At 65.1% G+C, this 15,614-nt stretch carries 15 protein-coding genes; 10 read left to right on the forward strand and 5 right to left on the reverse strand.

What is annotated here, in order from left to right:
• The first annotated feature begins 112 nt into the window (after positions 1-112).
• Positions 113-706 (forward strand): biliverdin-producing heme oxygenase, encoded by a 594-nt coding sequence (locus tag E2K99_RS23910; protein WP_420840851.1) that lies wholly within the window; start codon positions 113-115, stop codon positions 704-706.
• A 4-nt stretch (positions 707-710) separates the two neighbouring features.
• A complete protein-coding gene (locus tag E2K99_RS23915; RefSeq protein ID WP_134223816.1) occupies positions 711-1,157 on the forward strand; it encodes a YbaN family protein in 447 nt (148 codons plus the stop codon).
• A gap of 59 nt (positions 1,158-1,216) precedes the next feature.
• Here the strand turns inward: E2K99_RS23915 and mgrA are convergent, their stop codons facing one another.
• The 4 genes from mgrA to E2K99_RS23935 form a co-directional block, all read right to left on the reverse strand.
• Positions 1,217-2,251, reverse strand: coding sequence for an L-glyceraldehyde 3-phosphate reductase (mgrA, locus tag E2K99_RS23920; protein WP_134223817.1), 1,035 nt, complete (start codon positions 2,249-2,251; stop codon positions 1,217-1,219).
• 174 nt (positions 2,252-2,425) lie between these two features.
• Positions 2,426-3,976 carry an ATP-binding protein gene (locus E2K99_RS23925; protein ID WP_134223818.1) on the reverse strand — a complete coding sequence of 517 codons (1,551 nt, stop codon included), beginning with the start codon at positions 3,974-3,976 and terminating at the stop codon, positions 2,426-2,428.
• Positions 3,960-4,673 (reverse strand): response regulator, encoded by a 714-nt coding sequence (locus E2K99_RS23930; protein ID WP_034331706.1) that lies wholly within the window; start codon positions 4,671-4,673, stop codon positions 3,960-3,962. The genes E2K99_RS23925 and E2K99_RS23930 overlap by 17 nt, the downstream gene beginning before the upstream one ends.
• A 24-nt stretch (positions 4,674-4,697) precedes the next feature.
• A complete protein-coding gene (locus E2K99_RS23935; RefSeq protein ID WP_134223819.1) occupies positions 4,698-6,035 on the reverse strand; it encodes an ABC transporter substrate-binding protein in 1,338 nt (445 codons plus the stop codon).
• 414 nt (positions 6,036-6,449) lie between these two features.
• On the opposite strand from E2K99_RS23935, the gene E2K99_RS23940 reads away from it, so the two are divergent.
• The 7 genes from E2K99_RS23940 to E2K99_RS23970 all read left to right on the forward strand — a co-directional run bounded on the left by E2K99_RS23940 (position 6,450) and on the right by E2K99_RS23970 (position 13,887).
• Positions 6,450-7,757, forward strand: coding sequence for an ABC transporter substrate-binding protein (locus tag E2K99_RS23940; RefSeq protein WP_205703725.1), 1,308 nt, complete (start codon positions 6,450-6,452; stop codon positions 7,755-7,757).
• Positions 7,758-7,847: 90 nt separating this feature from the next.
• Positions 7,848-8,762 (forward strand): carbohydrate ABC transporter permease, encoded by a 915-nt coding sequence (locus tag E2K99_RS23945; protein ID WP_134134117.1) that lies wholly within the window; start codon positions 7,848-7,850, stop codon positions 8,760-8,762.
• A gap of 73 nt (positions 8,763-8,835) precedes the next feature.
• Positions 8,836-9,690 carry a carbohydrate ABC transporter permease gene (locus tag E2K99_RS23950; RefSeq protein WP_134224225.1) on the forward strand — a complete coding sequence of 285 codons (855 nt, stop codon included), beginning with the start codon at positions 8,836-8,838 and terminating at the stop codon, positions 9,688-9,690.
• A 15-nt stretch (positions 9,691-9,705) separates the two neighbouring features.
• Positions 9,706-10,839, forward strand: a complete 1,134-nt coding sequence (locus E2K99_RS23955) for an ABC transporter ATP-binding protein (protein WP_134134118.1) — start codon at positions 9,706-9,708, stop codon at positions 10,837-10,839.
• 3 nt (positions 10,840-10,842) lie between these two features.
• Positions 10,843-11,760: a glucosamine kinase nucleotide-binding domain-containing protein gene (locus E2K99_RS23960; RefSeq protein WP_134223820.1), complete on the forward strand. Its 918-nt coding sequence runs from the start codon at positions 10,843-10,845 to the stop codon at positions 11,758-11,760.
• Complete coding sequence (gene nagA / locus E2K99_RS23965) at positions 11,757-12,884, forward strand: N-acetylglucosamine-6-phosphate deacetylase (protein WP_134223821.1); 1,128 nt, start codon at positions 11,757-11,759, stop codon at positions 12,882-12,884. Before E2K99_RS23960 ends, nagA begins: the two co-directional genes overlap by 4 nt.
• On the forward strand, positions 12,877-13,887 hold the full coding sequence (locus E2K99_RS23970; protein ID WP_134223822.1) for an SIS domain-containing protein: 1,011 nt from the start codon (positions 12,877-12,879) through the stop codon (positions 13,885-13,887). Before nagA ends, E2K99_RS23970 begins: the two co-directional genes overlap by 8 nt.
• A gap of 186 nt (positions 13,888-14,073) precedes the next feature.
• Here the strand turns inward: E2K99_RS23970 and E2K99_RS23975 are convergent, their stop codons facing one another.
• Complete coding sequence (locus E2K99_RS23975) at positions 14,074-14,961, reverse strand: LysR family transcriptional regulator (protein ID WP_121041079.1); 888 nt, start codon at positions 14,959-14,961, stop codon at positions 14,074-14,076.
• Positions 14,962-15,149: 188 nt separating this feature from the next.
• On the opposite strand from E2K99_RS23975, the gene E2K99_RS23980 reads away from it, so the two are divergent.
• Positions 15,150-15,560 (forward strand): hypothetical protein, encoded by a 411-nt coding sequence (locus E2K99_RS23980; RefSeq protein WP_134223823.1) that lies wholly within the window; start codon positions 15,150-15,152, stop codon positions 15,558-15,560.
• The last annotated feature ends 54 nt before the right edge of the window (positions 15,561-15,614 follow it).

Genomic DNA, 15,614 nt, shown 5'->3' on the forward strand with positions numbered 1-15,614 from the left:
TCCGTCCTCCCGCAGGCCGGGTCTGCCAGCCGCGCCGCCCCAGGGCCATCGACATGCAACATGATGAGCCCGCCGGATCTCCCGGGCGGCAACATGATGACCCGTCCCGACCATGATGAATCCTCTCTCTACCACTCCCGCCCTGCTCTCGGCCCGTCTCAAGAATGAAACGGCCACGCTGCATGAGCAGATGCACGCCCTGATGGAACAGGCGCAACCCTTCGCCAGCCGCGCGCAGTACGTGCGCTTCGTGGCGGCGCAGTATCACTTCCAGCGCGATGTCGAACATCTCTTCGACGATCGGGCCATCCAGGCCGCCGTGCCTGACCTGCAGGTGCGCGGCCGCGAGGCCGCTGCGCTGGCCGACCTGGCCGACCTGGAGGCCGCGCCCGGTGAGGCCGTTATCGCCACCGGCAACGTGGCCATGCCTGAAGCGCTGGGCTGGCTCTACGTCTCCGAAGGCTCGACGCTGGGTGCGGCCTTCCTGCTCAAGGAGGTCAAGGACAAGCTGGGCCTGAGCGAAAGCTTTGGCGCGCGCAACCTGGCGGCCTACCCGGAAGGACGGGCGGTGGTCTGGCGGCGCTTCGTCAGCTTCCTCGATGCGCCGGGTCTCTCGACGCAGGAACAGGATGCGGTGGTGGCCGGTGCCGCTGCGGCCTTCGAACGTTTCGGCGTGCTGTTGAAACGGCACTTCGCGCTGGACTGAGGCCATGGCGGACAGTCCGTCCCAACCGCCCCTGCCGCTGCCCTCCAGCCAGCTGGCCCCGCGCCGCACGCGCTGGCTGTGGCTGCTGCTGGCCTATGCCAGCCTCGGTGTCGGCATCGTGGCCATCTTCATACCCGGCATTCCGACCACCGAATTCGTGCTGCTCTCCGCCTGGGCCGCCGGCAAGGGCTCACCGCGCCTGCAGCGCTGGCTGGAACAGCATCGCCTGTTCGGCCCGATGATCCACAACTGGCGCCACGGCCGCGTGGTGGCGCGGCGCGCCAAGATCAGCGCTTCCCTCATGATGAGCCTGTGCCTGGTCATCATGCTCTTCACCGTCAAGCGCCACTGGGTGATCGTGCTGGCCACGCTGGGCATGGCCCTGGGGGCGGCCTGGATGTGGTCGCGCCCGGAACGCGCGGAAGACGCCGAGCCCGGCGAGCGCTCATGAAAAAAGCCTGCCCCGCGCAAACGGGACAGGCTCTTCCTTGATGCACGTGCCAATCGGCGTCAGGTAATCGACGACGACACCTTCCACAGATCCACATCGCCATCAGTCGCATGCTTGTCGATGCTGGCCAGTTCCTCCTGCGTGAAGTCCAGCTTCTTGACCGCATCCAGCGAATCGTCGAGCTGCTCGACGGTGCGCGCACCGATCAGTGCAGACGTGACGCGCGTATCGCGCAGCACCCAGGCGATGGCCATCTGCGCCAGGGTCTGACCGCGCTTGGCGGCGATGTCGTTCAGGGCACGAATGCGCGCCAGGTTGTCCTCCGACAGCATGCGCTGCGGCAGCGACGGCGCACGCGTCACGCGAGCGCCTTCCGGCACGCCGCCCAGGTACTTGCTGGTCAGCAGGCCTTGCGCCAGCGGCGAGAAGCCGATGCAGCCCACGCCCAGTTCTTCCAGCGCCGGCAGCAGGCCGCTTTCAATCGTGCGGTTGAGCATGGAATAGTTGGGCTGGTGGATCAACAGCGGCACGCCTTCGCTCTTGAGGATGGCCGCTGCCTTGCGGGTCAGCTCCGGCGAATAGGACGAGATGCCGACGTAGAGCGCCTTGCCCTGGCGATGCAGCTGTGCCAGCGCGCCCATGGTCTCTTCCAGCGGAGTGTCGGCATCGACGCGGTGCGAATAGAAGATGTCGACGTAGTCCAGGCCCATGCGCTTCAGGCTCTGTTCACAGCTGGCGATGAGGTGCTTGCGCGCACCGCTGGGACCGCCATAGGGACCGGGCCACATCTGCCAGCCGGCCTTGCTGGAGATGACCAGCTCATCACGGTAGGGCAGGAAATCCTTGGCCATCCAGCGGCCGAAGTTTTCCTCGGCGGAACCGGCCGGGGGACCGTAGTTGTTGGCCAGGTCGAAGTGGGTGACGCCACGGTCGAAGGCGCGGCGCAGCACGGCGCGGCCGGTTTCGAAGTTGTCGACGCCACCGAAGTTCTGCCACAGGCCCAGCGAGACGGCAGGCAGCAGCAGGCCGCTGCGGCCGGTACGGCGGTAGGGCATGCGGCCATCGTAGCGGGAGGATTCGGCGATATAGCTCATGGGTCTCCTTGGAGAAATGTTCTGCGGGAAGAATCGAGGGGGAACTGCCTGAACTGCCACTTCCTGGGTGGTGTGCTGAAGTCTACGCTTCTCTCACTTATTCATTAAATGCAAAATTCTGATGCGATTGATCTGTCTGACAGATGAATCGCCAGGCCCGTTCCCGACGGATCTTCAGCGTGCCGGCAGGATGATGGTGGCGATCAGGCCGCCTTCCGGATGGTTGCGCAAGAGCAGTTCGCCGCCATGGGCCTGCACGATGTTGCGTGAGATGCCCAGGCCCAGGCCCATGCCGCCGCTGTTCTGGGCGCGTCCGTGTTCCAGCCGCACGTAGGGCTGGAACAGCGTACCCATGGCATCTTCCGGCACGCCGGGGCCGTGGTCGCGGATCTCGATTTCCACCAGGTCACCACCGACACCGGCCGAGGGCCGGATGCTGATCTCGACCTTCTGGCCGTAATACAGGGCATTGTCGAACAGGTTGCCGATGGCGCGCTTCAGCGCCAGCGGCTTGGCCATGACGTTGATGCCGGAGGGCGTGAAGGCGATCTCGTGGCCGGCCAGGCGGGCATCGCGGATCATGCGCAGCACCAGCGCATCGAGGCGCACCTCGGTGCGGTTCTCGTGGATGTCGCTGTCCTTCACCGATTGCAGCGCGCCCTTGACCATCATGTCCAGCTCATCGAGATCATCATGGAAATCGGTGCGCATGGCGTCGTCATCCATCAGTTCGGTGCGCAGCTTCAAACGCGTGATGGGCGTGCGCAGGTCATGCGAGATGGAGACGAACAGGCGCTCACGATCTTCCAAGTAGCGCTTGATGCGCTCGCGCATGCCGGAGAAGGCACGCGCGGTCTTGACGTATTCGCGGCTGCCGGTCTCGGGCAGGCTGGGCACGGTCTCGCCCTTGCCAAAGGCTTCGGCGGCATCGGCCAGCGCGGCCAGCGGACGGGTGGTCCAGCGCACCACGAGGATGGTCAGCAAAAGGATGGCCGCCAGTGACAAACCCTGCAGTACCAGCCGGTCCAGCCACAGCGGATTGTCACTGTCGAGGAAATACGGGTTGGGCATGAGCGCGGCCAGGTAAATCCAGCGGCCGCTTTCCACCTGCATCTGGATCACCAGCACCGGAGCCGAGTTGGGCTTGGTCAGCAGGATGTGCTGCACCCAGTTGTCGGGCAGGTCGTTGACGGTGAGGCCATCGCTGGCTACCGGCAGGCCATCCGGCCAGGCGAAGGCCAGCCGCGCTTCCGGCAGGAAGGGCAGGTCTTCGCGCAGGGTCTGGGCGGCGACATCGATGGCCAGGTTGGCCAGGCGGCTGTCGCCGATCGATTTGACCGGTACCGCGCTGCTGTTGGCGTTGATGAAGAAGCGCGTGCCACCCATCTCGCGCAGCTGCTGGATCATCAGCGGACGGTAGTTGGGCGGCAATGTCATGAAGTAGCGGATCGCCGAAGCGGCGCTATGGGCCAGGTGCTGGGCGGCGGTGCGGGTTTCGGCCTCGGACTTGCTGCGCAGCTGCACGGCCCAGATCAGGCCACCGGCCACCTGCGTGACCAGCACGCCAAAGATCATCACCACCGACAGGCGGCCCAGCAGGGAATCCGGCAGCATCCAGTCCAGCAGCGCAGCCAGCCGGCGGCGCAGGCTGGGGGGACGCGCGGCGGCAGCGGGGACAGCCAGCGCTGCCGTCTCCGCCGCCAGGCTCTCAGGCGGCTGCGGCACTGACGTCGGCCGAGAAGACATAGCCGGCACCGCGCACGGTCTTGATCAGGTGCGGCTGGCGTCCGCCATCGTTCAAGCGCAGGCGCAGCTTGCTGATCTGCACATCCAGCGAGCGGTCCAGCGGACCGGCATCGCGTCCGCGGGTTTCTTCACAGAGCACGTTGCGATCGAGCACGTCGCCCGGATGTTCGACGAAATACTTCAGCAATTGGTAATCCATGCCGGTCAGGGGCACGACTTCGCCGGCGCTGTCGGTGAGGGTGCGTTCCACGGTATCGAGCGAGAAGCCGGCGAAACGGTAGTAGCGCGGGGCCGCACTGTTGTCGATGCCGATGCGGCGGTGGATGGCCTTGATGCGCGCCAGCAGTTCGCGCGGGCTGTAGGGCTTGGCGATGTAGTCGTCCGCACCCAGTTCCAGTCCGACCACGCGGTCGGTCTCGTCGGAGCTCGCGGTGAGCATGATGACCGGCACGTTGGATTTGCGGCGCACCGCCTTGCACAGGGCAAAACCGTCGGTGTCCGGCAGCATCACGTCCAGGATCACCAGCGAGAGCTCATCGGCAAAGCGCTGGAATTCGGTCAGGAAGGCTGCGCCATCATGGGCCAGGCGCACTTCGTACTGGTTCTTTTCCAGATAGGCCTTCAACAGGGTGCGGGTCTTCTGGTCATCGTCGACGATCAATATCTTGCGCGTCATGTTGCTGCTCCATCTCCGAAATTCTTAATCGTTACGATTGCGGGCGAGTGTACGCGCAATCGCTGCCAGCCGTTTCTGGGTCTGTTCTTCGCTCAGGTTGCGGTCGAGGAAGAAGCGCTGCACCTCGGCCACGATGGCATCCTTGGTCGTATCGTCGGTGGCCATGCGGTGCACCAGGCTGGGCGCCTGCCAGGCCGGCCCCTTGCTGAAGGCGCGCCAGGAGTCGCGCGCACAGCGGTCCATGTGCGGGTCTGCCGCGCGCAGCACGGGAATCGAACCCTTGATCCTATTGTATTCGGACTGCACGGCCGGCGACATGGTCAGCCGCGCCAGCGTTTCCTGCATCGGCTGGTGCGCATAGTTGCCGGCGAACATGGCCAGGGTGTCGGTACTGTAGAGGTGGAAGTCGCCCGTGCCCGGCGCCGGTGCACAGCCGAACTGCTGGTCCACTTCCATGCCCCAGGCATTGAGTTCGCCCTTGGCCCAGTCCCCCATGATGAGCATGGCGGCCTCGCCGCTGACCATGCTGCGCGCCACTTCCGTCCAGGGCCGCTCGCGCACCGGCTGCGGCATGGCGGAGGCCAGGCTGCGCAGGCGCTTGAGGATATGCAGCATGCGCGCATCGAGATAGGCGGCCGGGCTCATCTCCACGAACAGGCGGCGGTAATAGGCGGGGCCGCTCTCGGCCAGCGCGATGTTCTCGAACAGCGTGGCCAGTTGCCAGGCCTCGGCACTCTGCGCCAGCGGCACGATGCCGGTGCCCTGCAGCTTCCTGACGATCTGGTCGAAGTCGTCCCAGGTCTTGGGCGGCGTCAGGTTGTAGCGCTTGAAGATGGCCGTGTTGTAGAACAGCGAGTTGATGCGGTGAATGCCCAGCGGCGCGGCCACCACGTGGCCGTGGTTGTTGAGCAGGGACCAGACGGTGGGGAACATCTGCTTTTCCCAGTTGCCCTGCACGGCCACGTTGTCCAGCTCGAGCAAGAGGCCGAGGTCGGCCCACTCGCCGAAGACCACGCCATTCAACTGCGTCACTTCCGGGGCACGATTGGCCAGCACCATGCTCTTCAATACCTTGGCGGCGCCCATGCCGGCGCCGCCGGGGATGGCCACGTCGCGCCATTGGATATCCTGTTTGGCCAGTTGATTGACCACCACGTTGATGGCCTGGCGCTCGCTGGCCGAGGTCCACCAGTGCAGCACCTGCAGGGCATTGCCGGTGGCCGGGGACGGCCCCGCTGCGGGCACCTGCGCATGGGCGGGCAAGGCAGCCAGCCCCAGCGCCAGCGCGAGCAGGCACAGCACGGCCAGCCCGAAGCGGGCCGGGCCGACGCGTGCATTCGCGGGCCGTTTCGTTTTTATCATGGGGGGTGCTGTCTCCAAACCGGAAGAGACTATAGCCGGGTGACTGCCATTGTGCAATTTGTGCAGCAGTGAGCCGCCACCGCACGCGTCTTGAAAACGATGAACTCGGTTTAGCTCTTGTTAATTAATGTAAGACTGGTTCTGCTTATCTTATCCACAGGCGCGATCCGATGCTGCGCCCCATTACCCTCTTGCCGCCTCGGTGAACCCGCCCGCGCCATGCTGCAGGGCCTGTAAGGATATGTAATGCGCAAGGTGCGGCGAATCGACTTAATTTCGTTTTGAATCAAACACTTGCGGCACTCTCCGGCCAGCCGCTGCCCAGGCTCGCATCACATGCGGGCCGCTGCTACTGTCACGGCGTTTCGTGGCGCAGGGCCGCTGCGATCCCCACAAAAACCAAGGAGACCCAAGATGCAGACCGAACAAAAGGCTGGTCGTTATTCCCTCATCCCCTCGTTGCCGTCCTTCCCGCGCCGTCGCCTGCTGGCCGCCTGTGCCCTGGCCTTCGGCCTGACAGGGCTGGCCGCCGCGCCTGGCCAGGCAGGCACGCTGACCATCGAAAGCTGGCGCGTGGATGACCTGCCGCTGTGGCAGGAGGTGCTGATCCCGGCCTTCCAGCGCAGCAATCCGGGCATTGCCGTCAAGTTCTCGCCGACCGCCCCGACCGAATACGATTCCAGCCTGGCCGCCCGCATGGCCGGTGGCACCGCCGGTGATCTGGTGGCCTGCCGCCCCTTCGACGTCTCGCTCTCCCTGTACAACAAGGGCCACCTGGAAAAGCTGGACGGCAAGCCCGGCATGGAATTCTTCGCCCCCGCCGCCAAGGCAGCCTGGCAGACTGACGACGGCAAGGACACCTTCTGCATGCCGATGGCCTCGGTGATCCACGGCTTCTTCTACAACACCAAGATCTTCAAGGAACTGAACCTGGAGCCGCCCAAGACGGAAGCAGAATTCTTCAAGCTGCTCGATACCGTCAAGGCCAACGGCAAGTACGCGCCCCTGGCGATGGGTACTTCCGAACAGTGGGAATCGCACCAGGTGCTCTTCACCAGCATCGGCCCCAATTACTGGAAGGGTGAAGAAGGCCGCAAGGCGCTCATCGCCGGCAAAGCCAAATTCACCGATCCGCAATTCGTGGCCGCCTGGGAATACGAAGCCAAGCTCGGCAAGTACCTGCCCAAGGGCGCATCGGCCCAGACCTACAGCGACAGCCAGAACATGTTCGCCCTCGGCAAGGGCGCGGTCTATCCGGCCGGTTCCTGGGACATCGCCTACTTCAACGGCAAGATGGACTTCGCCGCCTTCCCGCCGCCGGTCCCCAAGAATGGCGATGCCTGCTACATCTCGGACCACAACGACATCGGCATGGGCATCAACAAGAAATCGAAAAACAAGGATGACGCCTACAAGTTCCTGGCCTGGCTGGGCTCGCAGGAGTTTGCCGATCTCTACACCAACAAGGTCACCGGTTTCTTCTCGCTGTCGAACCACCTGATCTCGGTGAAGGATCCGATTGCCAAGCAGATGATGGGTTGGCGCAAGAACTGCGCCTCCACCATCCGCGTCAATTCGCAGATCCTCAACCGTGGCACGCCCAGCATGGAAAACGAGATGTGGAACGTCAATGCCCAGGTGCTCAACGGCAAGATGAGTCCGCAGGATGCGGCGGCCAAGATCCAGGCCGGCTTTGCCAAATGGTACAAGCCGCAACAATGACCTGAGGGCCTGACCAAGCAACGCACTACCCCGGAGCCAAGGACCCGCCAAGAGGTCTGCTCCCGCCCCCATCAGGAACAGGAGACCCCCGTGAAAACCATCCGCGCCTGGCAACTGGCGGTGCTGCTTGCACCCGCCGTGCTGATCTACGCGCTCTTCAGCGCCCTGCCCCTGCTCGATACCCTGCGCCTCGGTTTCTACACCGCCAATGATGCAGGCGTGCGCAGCTTCGTGGGCCTGGACAACTACCGCACCATCCTGTTCGATCCCGACTGGTCGGCCGCCTTCTGGAATGCGATGTGGAACAACGTCAAGTTCTTCTGCATCCACATGGCCCTGCAAAATCCCATCGGCCTGTTGCTGGCCTCGCTGTTCAGCCTCAAGGGACTGCGCGGTGCGCGCACCTACCGCACGCTGATCTTCCTGCCCACGCTGCTGTCGGTGGTGATCATCGGCTTCATCTGGCAACTGATCCTCTCGCCGCTGTGGGGCGTGGGCGAGAAACTGCTGGGCCTGGTCGGCCTGGCCGACTGGTTCGCGCCCTGGCTGGGGCAGGAATCCACGGCACTGCTGACGCTGTCGCTGATCTCGGTGTGGCAGTACGTGGGCATTCCCATGATGCTGATCTACGCCGCCCTGCTGGCGGTGCCCGAAGAAGTGCTGGAAGCGGCGCACGCCGAGGGGGCCAGCGGGCTGCGCATCTTCTGGCAGATCAAGCTGCCGCTGATCTACCCGACCCTGGGGCTGGTGACCATCCTCACCTTCGTGGCCAACTTCAATGCCTTCGACCTGATCTATTCGGTCAAGGGCGCGCTGGCCGGCCCCAACTACGCCTCCGACCTGCTGGGCACCTACTTCTATCGCACCTTCTTCGGCTACCAGGCGCAGATCGGCAGCCCGACCATGGGCGCGGCCGTGGCGACCCTGATGTTCCTGGTGATCCTGGCGGGCGTGGGGGCCTATTTCGTGATGGTGCAGCGTCGATTGACGCGCTATGCCCTGTGACGGCAAGGAGAACGACATGCAGCTTTCCTCCTCCGTCGGCACTTCTTCCACTTCTGCAACTATCCCGACCACCATGCGCAAACCCTCGCTGATCCAACGCAGCTTCGGCTCCGCCGGCCATCTCTGGGTGCATGCGGTGCTGTGCCTGTATGCGGTGATCGCGCTGTTCCCGATTGCGCTCATCCTCATCAATTCGGTCAAGACCCGCAATGCCATCTTCGAAGGCCCGATGGCCCTGCCCACGGCCGAGACGCTGACCTTCGCCGGCTTCCAGAAGGTGCTGGCAGGCACCCACTTCCTGCTCTATTTCGGCAACAGCCTGGCCGTCACGCTCGCCGCCCTGCTGCTGATCGTTCTCTTCGGTGCCATGGCGGCGTGGGCGCTGACCGAATACCGCTTCTTCGGCAACCGCGCGCTGAACTTCTTCATCGCCATCGGCATCATGATCCCGATCCGGCTGGGCACGGTCTCGATCCTGCAGCTGGTGGTGGCGCTGGACCTCATCAATACGCGTACCGCACTGGTGCTGGTCTACACGGCACAAGGGTTGCCGCTGGCGGTGATGATCCTCTCCGAATTCATGCGCCAGATTCCGGGCGAGTTGAAGGATGCGGCGCGCTGCGATGGCGTGGGCGAACTGAGCATTTTCTTCCGGGTGATCCTGCCGCTGCTGCGTCCGGCCATTGCCACCGTGGCCGTGTTCACCATGATCCCGGCCTGGAACGACCTGTGGTTCCCGCTCATCCTCGCGCCCGGCGAAGACACCCGCACCGTCACGCTGGGCGTGCAGCAGTTCATCGGGCAATACGCCACCGACTGGAATTCGGTACTGGCGGCGCTGTCGATGGCGGTCATCCCGGTGCTGATCCTGTACATGGCCTTCTCGCGCCAGCTCATCCGTGGCCTGACTTCAGGCGCGGTCAAATAATTCAAAGGAGACTTCATGGCACACGTCAACATCAAGCAATTGCGCAAGACTTACGATGGCCGCGCCGATGTGCTGGCCGGGCTCAATCTCGATATCCGCGATGGCGAATTCTGCGTACTGGTCGGACCTTCCGGCTGCGGCAAGTCGACCCTGCTGCGCATGCTGTGCGGGCTGGAAGAGATCAGCGGCGGTGAACTGGCCATCGGCGGCGAGGTGGTCAATCACCTGCCGCCGGCCGAGCGCGGCATCGCCATGGTGTTCCAGAGCTATGCGCTGTATCCGCACATGAACGTGTACAAGAACATGGCCTTCGGTCTCAAGGTCGCCGGCAGCAGCAAGAGCGACATCGATGCGCGCATCCGCCATGCGGCCTCCATCCTCAAGATCGATCACCTGCTGCAGCGCCTGCCGCGCGAACTCTCGGGCGGCCAGCGCCAGCGCGTGGCCATCGGCCGCGCCATCGTGCGCCAGCCGCGCCTGTTCCTGTTCGACGAACCGCTGTCCAATCTCGATGCGGCGCTGCGCGTGCAGACCCGGCTGGAGATCGCCAAGCTGCACCGGCAACTGGCGGCCACCATCGTCTACGTGACGCACGACCAGGTCGAGGCCATGACCCTGGGCGACAAGATCGTGGTCATGCACGAGGGCCGCATCCAGCAGGCCGGCACCCCGCTGGAGCTGTACCAGCAGCCGCAGAACCTGTTCGTGGCCGGTTTCATCGGTTCACCGAAAATGAATTTCTTCCCCGGCGTGGTCACACGCTGCGATGACAGCGGCGTACAGGTCGAAATCGCCGGTGGACTGCGGCTGCTGGCCGATGTCGATCCGCAGGGTGTCGCGCCGGGTGCAGCGGTCACGCTGGGCCTGCGCGCCGAGCAGATCCGCGAAGGGCTGGGTGACGGCCAGCCGCTGCGCGGCGTGGTCAACCTGGTGGAACACCTGGGCGAAGCCAACTTCCTCTACGTGACGCTGGAAGGCGGCCACGACATCGTGGTGCGCGGTGACGGCAATCGCAGCGTGCACATCGGCGAGCTGATCGCGCTCTCCGTGCACAGCCACGCCTTCCATCTCTTCGATGCACAAGGGCAGGCGCTGCGCCGGCGCAATCCCGGCAACCTGCAGGCCGCGCGTCGCCTCGCCGAGGACTGACGCATGGACGCTATCGTCTATCTGCTGGGCATCGATGGCGGCGGCACCAAGACCCTGGTGCGACTGACCTCGCCGCAAGGGCAGGTGCTGGCGCAGGCCAGCGGCCCGGGTTCCGCATTGCGCATCGGCGCCGCGCAGGCGTGGCGCGTCATCGGCCAAACCATCGAGGATGCCTTTGCCAGCGTCGGACTGCAGCGTCCCGCCGATCAAGCGCTGGCGGTCGGCATCGGCATCGCAGGCGAGAACGTGGCGCAGTGGGCCGCCGACTTTCGGGCACAGGCACCGGCCTTCGGCGTGCTGGAGATCGTCAACGATGGCGTGGCCACCTTGCTCGGTGCGCATGGCGGCGCGCCCGGTGCCATCATCGCGGTCGGCACCGGCACCATCGGTCTGTCGCTGGATCTGGATGGCAGCCGCCGCGTGGTCGATGGCTGGGGCTTTCCCAGCGGCGACGATGGCAGCGGCGGCTGGATGGGCTTGCGCGCCCTGCATCACGCCCAGCTGGCGCTGGATGGGCGCAGCCATCGCGGGCCGCTGGCCGACGCCGTGCTGGACCTGTGCCGCAAGGAACTGCCCGCCGACACGGCACGCGACGAACGCGCCACCCTGCTGGACTGGCTGGCACAAGCGGACCAGGCCGCCTTCGCCCGTGCAGCGCGGCCGGTGGTGGCCCATGCCCATGACGATGTGGCCGCCCGCAGCATCCTGCAAGCGGCGGCGGCCGAGATCAGCCGCATGATCGATACCCTCGACCCCGCACAATGCCTGCCGCTGGCGCTGTGCGGTGGACTGGCCGCAGCCTTGCAGCCCTACCTGGAACGCCGCCAGCAGGCGCGCATCGTCCCGCCGCAAGCCGATGCGGTGGACGGAGCCCTGCTGCTGGTGCGGCGCACCCTGCAACCCAAGGAGACCCCGGCATGAATGCACTGACCCAATTGCACGGCAACGTGCTCACGCCCCACGGCTGGACCCATGGCAGCATGGTCTTCGACCAGCGCATCCGCTCCATCGACGGCCGCCCGTTGCGCCAGCAGCCGCGCGTCATCGACGAAGGCGACTACATCCTGCCCGGCTTCATCGACCTGCACGTGCATGGCGGCGGCGGGCGCGACGTGATGGAAGGGGGCGACGCGGTGCAGGTGCTCTCGCGCCTGCATGCACGTCACGGCACCACGAGTCTGCTGGCCACCACCATGACCGCGCCGCTGGACGAACTGGAAGTGGCGTTGAAGGCCATCCGCAGCGCCACCGACGCGCGCTTGCCCGGCCATGCGCGCGTGTTGGGCGTGCATCTGGAAGGGCCCTACATCAACCCCGGCAAGCTGGGCGCGCAGCCCGACTTCGCCATCGCGGCGTCGCTTGAGCAGGTGGATTATGTGGACGGGCTGGCTCCGATCAAGCTCATCACCATCGCCCCGGAAGTGGACGGCCACCTGAAGCTGGTCTGCAAGCTGGCCCATCGCGGCATGAAGGTGCAGATCGGCCACACCGCCGGCAGCTATGACGATGGCGTGGCCGCGCTGGCGCATGGGGCCTCGGGCTTCACGCACCTGTTCAATGCCATGAGCGGCTTTCATCATCGCGCGCCCGGCATGGTTGGTGCTGCGCTGGCCCATGCGCAGTATGCCGAACTGATTCCGGACCTCCTGCACGTGCATCCCGGCGCCATCCGCGCGGCCCTGCGTTCCATCCCGCGCCTGTTCTGCGTGACCGATTCCACGGCGGCAGCCGGCATGCCCGATGGCGACTATGCGCTGGGCCGGCAAGTGGTACACAAGTGCGCGGGCGGCGTGCGGCTCGACGACGGTACTTTGGCCGGCAGCGTGCTGACCATGGACCAGGCGCTGCGCAACCTCATTGCGCTGGGCATGGACGTGGCCGAAGCCTCGCTGCGCACCTCGACCTATGCTGCGGATTACCTGGGCCTGGCCGACCGTGGCCGCCTGGCCACCGGCCACTACGCCGACGTGGTGGTGCTGGACCGGCAATTTGCCCTCAAGGCTGTCTATGTGGAAGGAGAAGAGATTGACCTCGCTGATGCTTAAGGAAGCCCGCTCTGCGGCCGATTACGTGGCCGTGCAGCTGACCCGCGACCAGGACCGCTATGCCGCACTGGGCGCGCAACTGCGCGCTGCGCCACCGGCGTCCATCGTTACCGTGGCGCGCGGCAGTTCGGACCATGCGGCTGCCTATTGCGCATATCTCATCATGGCGCGCCTGGGCCGCATCGTGGCGTCGCTGCCGATGTCGCTGGTGACGCTGAACCGGGCCCCGCTGCAGGTGCGCGATGCGCTGGCCATCGCCATCTCGCAATCCGGGCAGAGTCCGGATGTGGTGGAACCGATCCGCTATTTCGACGCGCAGGGAGCGAGCACGGTGGCGCTGGTCAACCAGGCCGATTCGCCACTGGCGGCTGCAGCGCAGTGGAGCCTGCCGCTGCATGCGGGCGTGGAAGCCAGCGTGGCGGCCACCAAGAGCTTCATCGCCAGTCTGGTAGCCGGGGCCTTGCTGACGGCGCATTGGCAGGATGATGCGGCGTTGCTGGATGCGTTGGGGCAGTTGCCGCAGGCCTTGCGGGCGGCGTGTGAATGCGACTGGTCAGCGGCGGTCGAAGCTTTGGTCCCGGCCAATCGGCTCATGATCGTGGGGCGCAGCATCGGCTTCCCGCTGGCGCTGGAGGCGGCGCTCAAGTGCAAGGAAACCTGCGCCATCCAGGCCGAGGCCTTCAGCGGCGCGGAGATCAAGCACGGGCCGATGGCCCTGATCGAAGACGGTTATCCGCTGCTGATGTTCGCCACACGCGGCCCCTCGCAGGCGGGCATGCTGGCGCTGGCCGCCGAGATGCGCGCACGCGGGGCCAGGGTCTTGCTGGCGGCCCCCGAGGATGTGATCGAGCGCGACCTCACCTTGCCGGTGGCCGCCACGCCGGACCTCGATCCCATCGTGGCGATCCAGGCCTTCTATGTGATGGCGGCGCAATTGTCGGCCGCACGCGGGATGGATGCCGACCGGCCACGGCATCTCAACAAAGTCACAAAAACGAACTAACTGCAAACCGGGTCATGTCCCGATCAAGCGCCCTGACTCCCGTTCGGCCTGAGTAGGCCCGCAAGGGCCGTATCGAAGGTGCTCCGGCCTTTGCACGCAGGCACACCCCTTCGGCAAGTTCAAGACAGACTTCGATACGCTGCTGCGCAGCTACTCAGTCCGAACGGTAGGTGAGCCACCTGACGCTCATGCCTGTGCCTGACGCGCCTCCTCGATGAAGGCGCGCAGGTAATCGATCTCCACATCGCTTTCCCGTGCGCCCAGGTAGATGTGCTTGGCGATGCCCTGCTTGCCCAGGCGCACCGGCACGATCGCCATCTGCTCGGCATATTCCAGCACCAGCCAGCGCGGCAGGGCCGCCACGCCGCGCCCGCTGGCCACCATCTGCAGCATGATGTCGGTGGTCTCGATGGTCTTGTGGCGGCGTGGCACGATGCCGGCCGGGGTCAGGAACTGGGTGTAGATGTCAAGCCGGTCCACCGGCACCGGATAGGTCACCAGCACCTCGTTGTTCAATTGTTTGGGCTTGACGTAATCGGCGCCGGCCAGCGGATGGTCGGCCGCCACCACCAGTACCTGTTCGTAATCGAACACCGGTTCGAACACCAGGCCGGGCTTGTCCAGCGGATCGGGCGTGACCAGCAGGTCGATCTCGTAACCGAAGAGCGCACCGATGCCGCCGAACTGGAATTTCTGCTTCACGTCCACATCCACATCCGGCCAGGCGGCCAGATAAGGCGACACCACTTTCAGCAGCCATTGGTAACAGGGGTGACATTCCATGCCGATGCGCAGCGCGCCGCGCTCGCCCTGGGCGAACTGGCGCAATCGTTCTTCGGCCAGGTTCAGTTGCGGCAGCACGCGGTTGGCGACGGCCAGCAGGTATTGGCCGGCTTGCGTCAGACGCAGGTGGCGGCCTTCACGCAGCCAGATGTCGGTGCCGAGCTGCTGCTCCAGCTTCTTCATGCTGTGGCTGAGTGCGGATTGCGTGACGTGCAGCACGCCGGCCGCCGCCGTCAGCGAGCCCTGGCGTTCGACTTCCTGCACGATGGAGAGGTGGATGCGATCCAGCATGATGATGAATGGAACTCATGGTTGAGGAGGAATGCATCATTTTAAGTCATGACAGCAGCTAGCTCATCCGGCCATGTTTCAGTTGTAATCTGCACGGGAAGAAGTGACATACAGGGTCAACCCGGGACCGGCAGACTACGTCCATGCCAAGCCGCTTTCCATCCTGATCACTGAACGAGGAGCTCATCATGCGCATTTCTTTCCGCACCCTTTCCGCCCTGTGCAGCATCGCCACCATCGGCACCCTGGCCGTCTTCGCGTCGGCGTTCAGCCAGAGCGCCTATGCCGCCTCGGCCAGTGAACTGGACCAGGCCCTGTCCCCCCATCGTGCCATGGTGCGCGCGGCACTGGCCCCCCGGACCGGCAGCGTGAATGACAGCGGAAACACCATGCAACTGGCTTCCAACAGCGAATCTCCCTCCTGCCGCAGCCTGCGCATGCAAGCGGAGCGCGCGCGCACCGGCGATCCGAGCAACGTGCAACGCGCCCCCGTGCCGGGTACCTGGCGCGATGGCCGCTTCACCATGAACGGACCGGGCAACATCGAGTATGGCGAACGCGCCCGCATCGAATCGCGGTACATGAGCGAGTGCCGCTGAAAATCTTAGTTTTTCCTTGCTGCATCTCTCCTGTTGGCAGACCTTCATGGTCTG

This window comes from Herbaspirillum huttiense (assembly GCF_004367745.1).
Classification (GTDB): domain Bacteria; phylum Pseudomonadota; class Gammaproteobacteria; order Burkholderiales; family Burkholderiaceae_D; genus Herbaspirillum; species Herbaspirillum huttiense.

Coding starts and splice junctions, on each gene's coding strand:
- E2K99_RS23930 (WP_034331706.1), bottom strand. CDS start 4,673: ATGACGCGCAAGATATTGATCGTCGACGATGACCAGAAGACCCGCACC.
- E2K99_RS23980 (WP_134223823.1), top strand. CDS start 15,150: ATGCGCATTTCTTTCCGCACCCTTTCCGCCCTGTGCAGCATCGCCACC.
- E2K99_RS23915 (WP_134223816.1), top strand. CDS start 711: ATGGCGGACAGTCCGTCCCAACCGCCCCTGCCGCTGCCCTCCAGCCAG.
- E2K99_RS23970 (WP_134223822.1), top strand. CDS start 12,877: ATGCTTAAGGAAGCCCGCTCTGCGGCCGATTACGTGGCCGTGCAGCTG.
- E2K99_RS23940 (WP_205703725.1), top strand. CDS start 6,450: ATGCAGACCGAACAAAAGGCTGGTCGTTATTCCCTCATCCCCTCGTTG.
- mgrA (WP_134223817.1), bottom strand. CDS start 2,251: ATGAGCTATATCGCCGAATCCTCCCGCTACGATGGCCGCATGCCCTAC.
- E2K99_RS23960 (WP_134223820.1), top strand. CDS start 10,843: ATGGACGCTATCGTCTATCTGCTGGGCATCGATGGCGGCGGCACCAAG.
- E2K99_RS23975 (WP_121041079.1), bottom strand. CDS start 14,961: ATGCTGGATCGCATCCACCTCTCCATCGTGCAGGAAGTCGAACGCCAG.
- E2K99_RS23935 (WP_134223819.1), bottom strand. CDS start 6,035: ATGATAAAAACGAAACGGCCCGCGAATGCACGCGTCGGCCCGGCCCGC.
- E2K99_RS23955 (WP_134134118.1), top strand. CDS start 9,706: ATGGCACACGTCAACATCAAGCAATTGCGCAAGACTTACGATGGCCGC.
- E2K99_RS23950 (WP_134224225.1), top strand. CDS start 8,836: ATGCGCAAACCCTCGCTGATCCAACGCAGCTTCGGCTCCGCCGGCCAT.
- nagA (WP_134223821.1), top strand. CDS start 11,757: ATGAATGCACTGACCCAATTGCACGGCAACGTGCTCACGCCCCACGGC.
- E2K99_RS23910 (WP_420840851.1), top strand. CDS start 113: ATGATGAATCCTCTCTCTACCACTCCCGCCCTGCTCTCGGCCCGTCTC.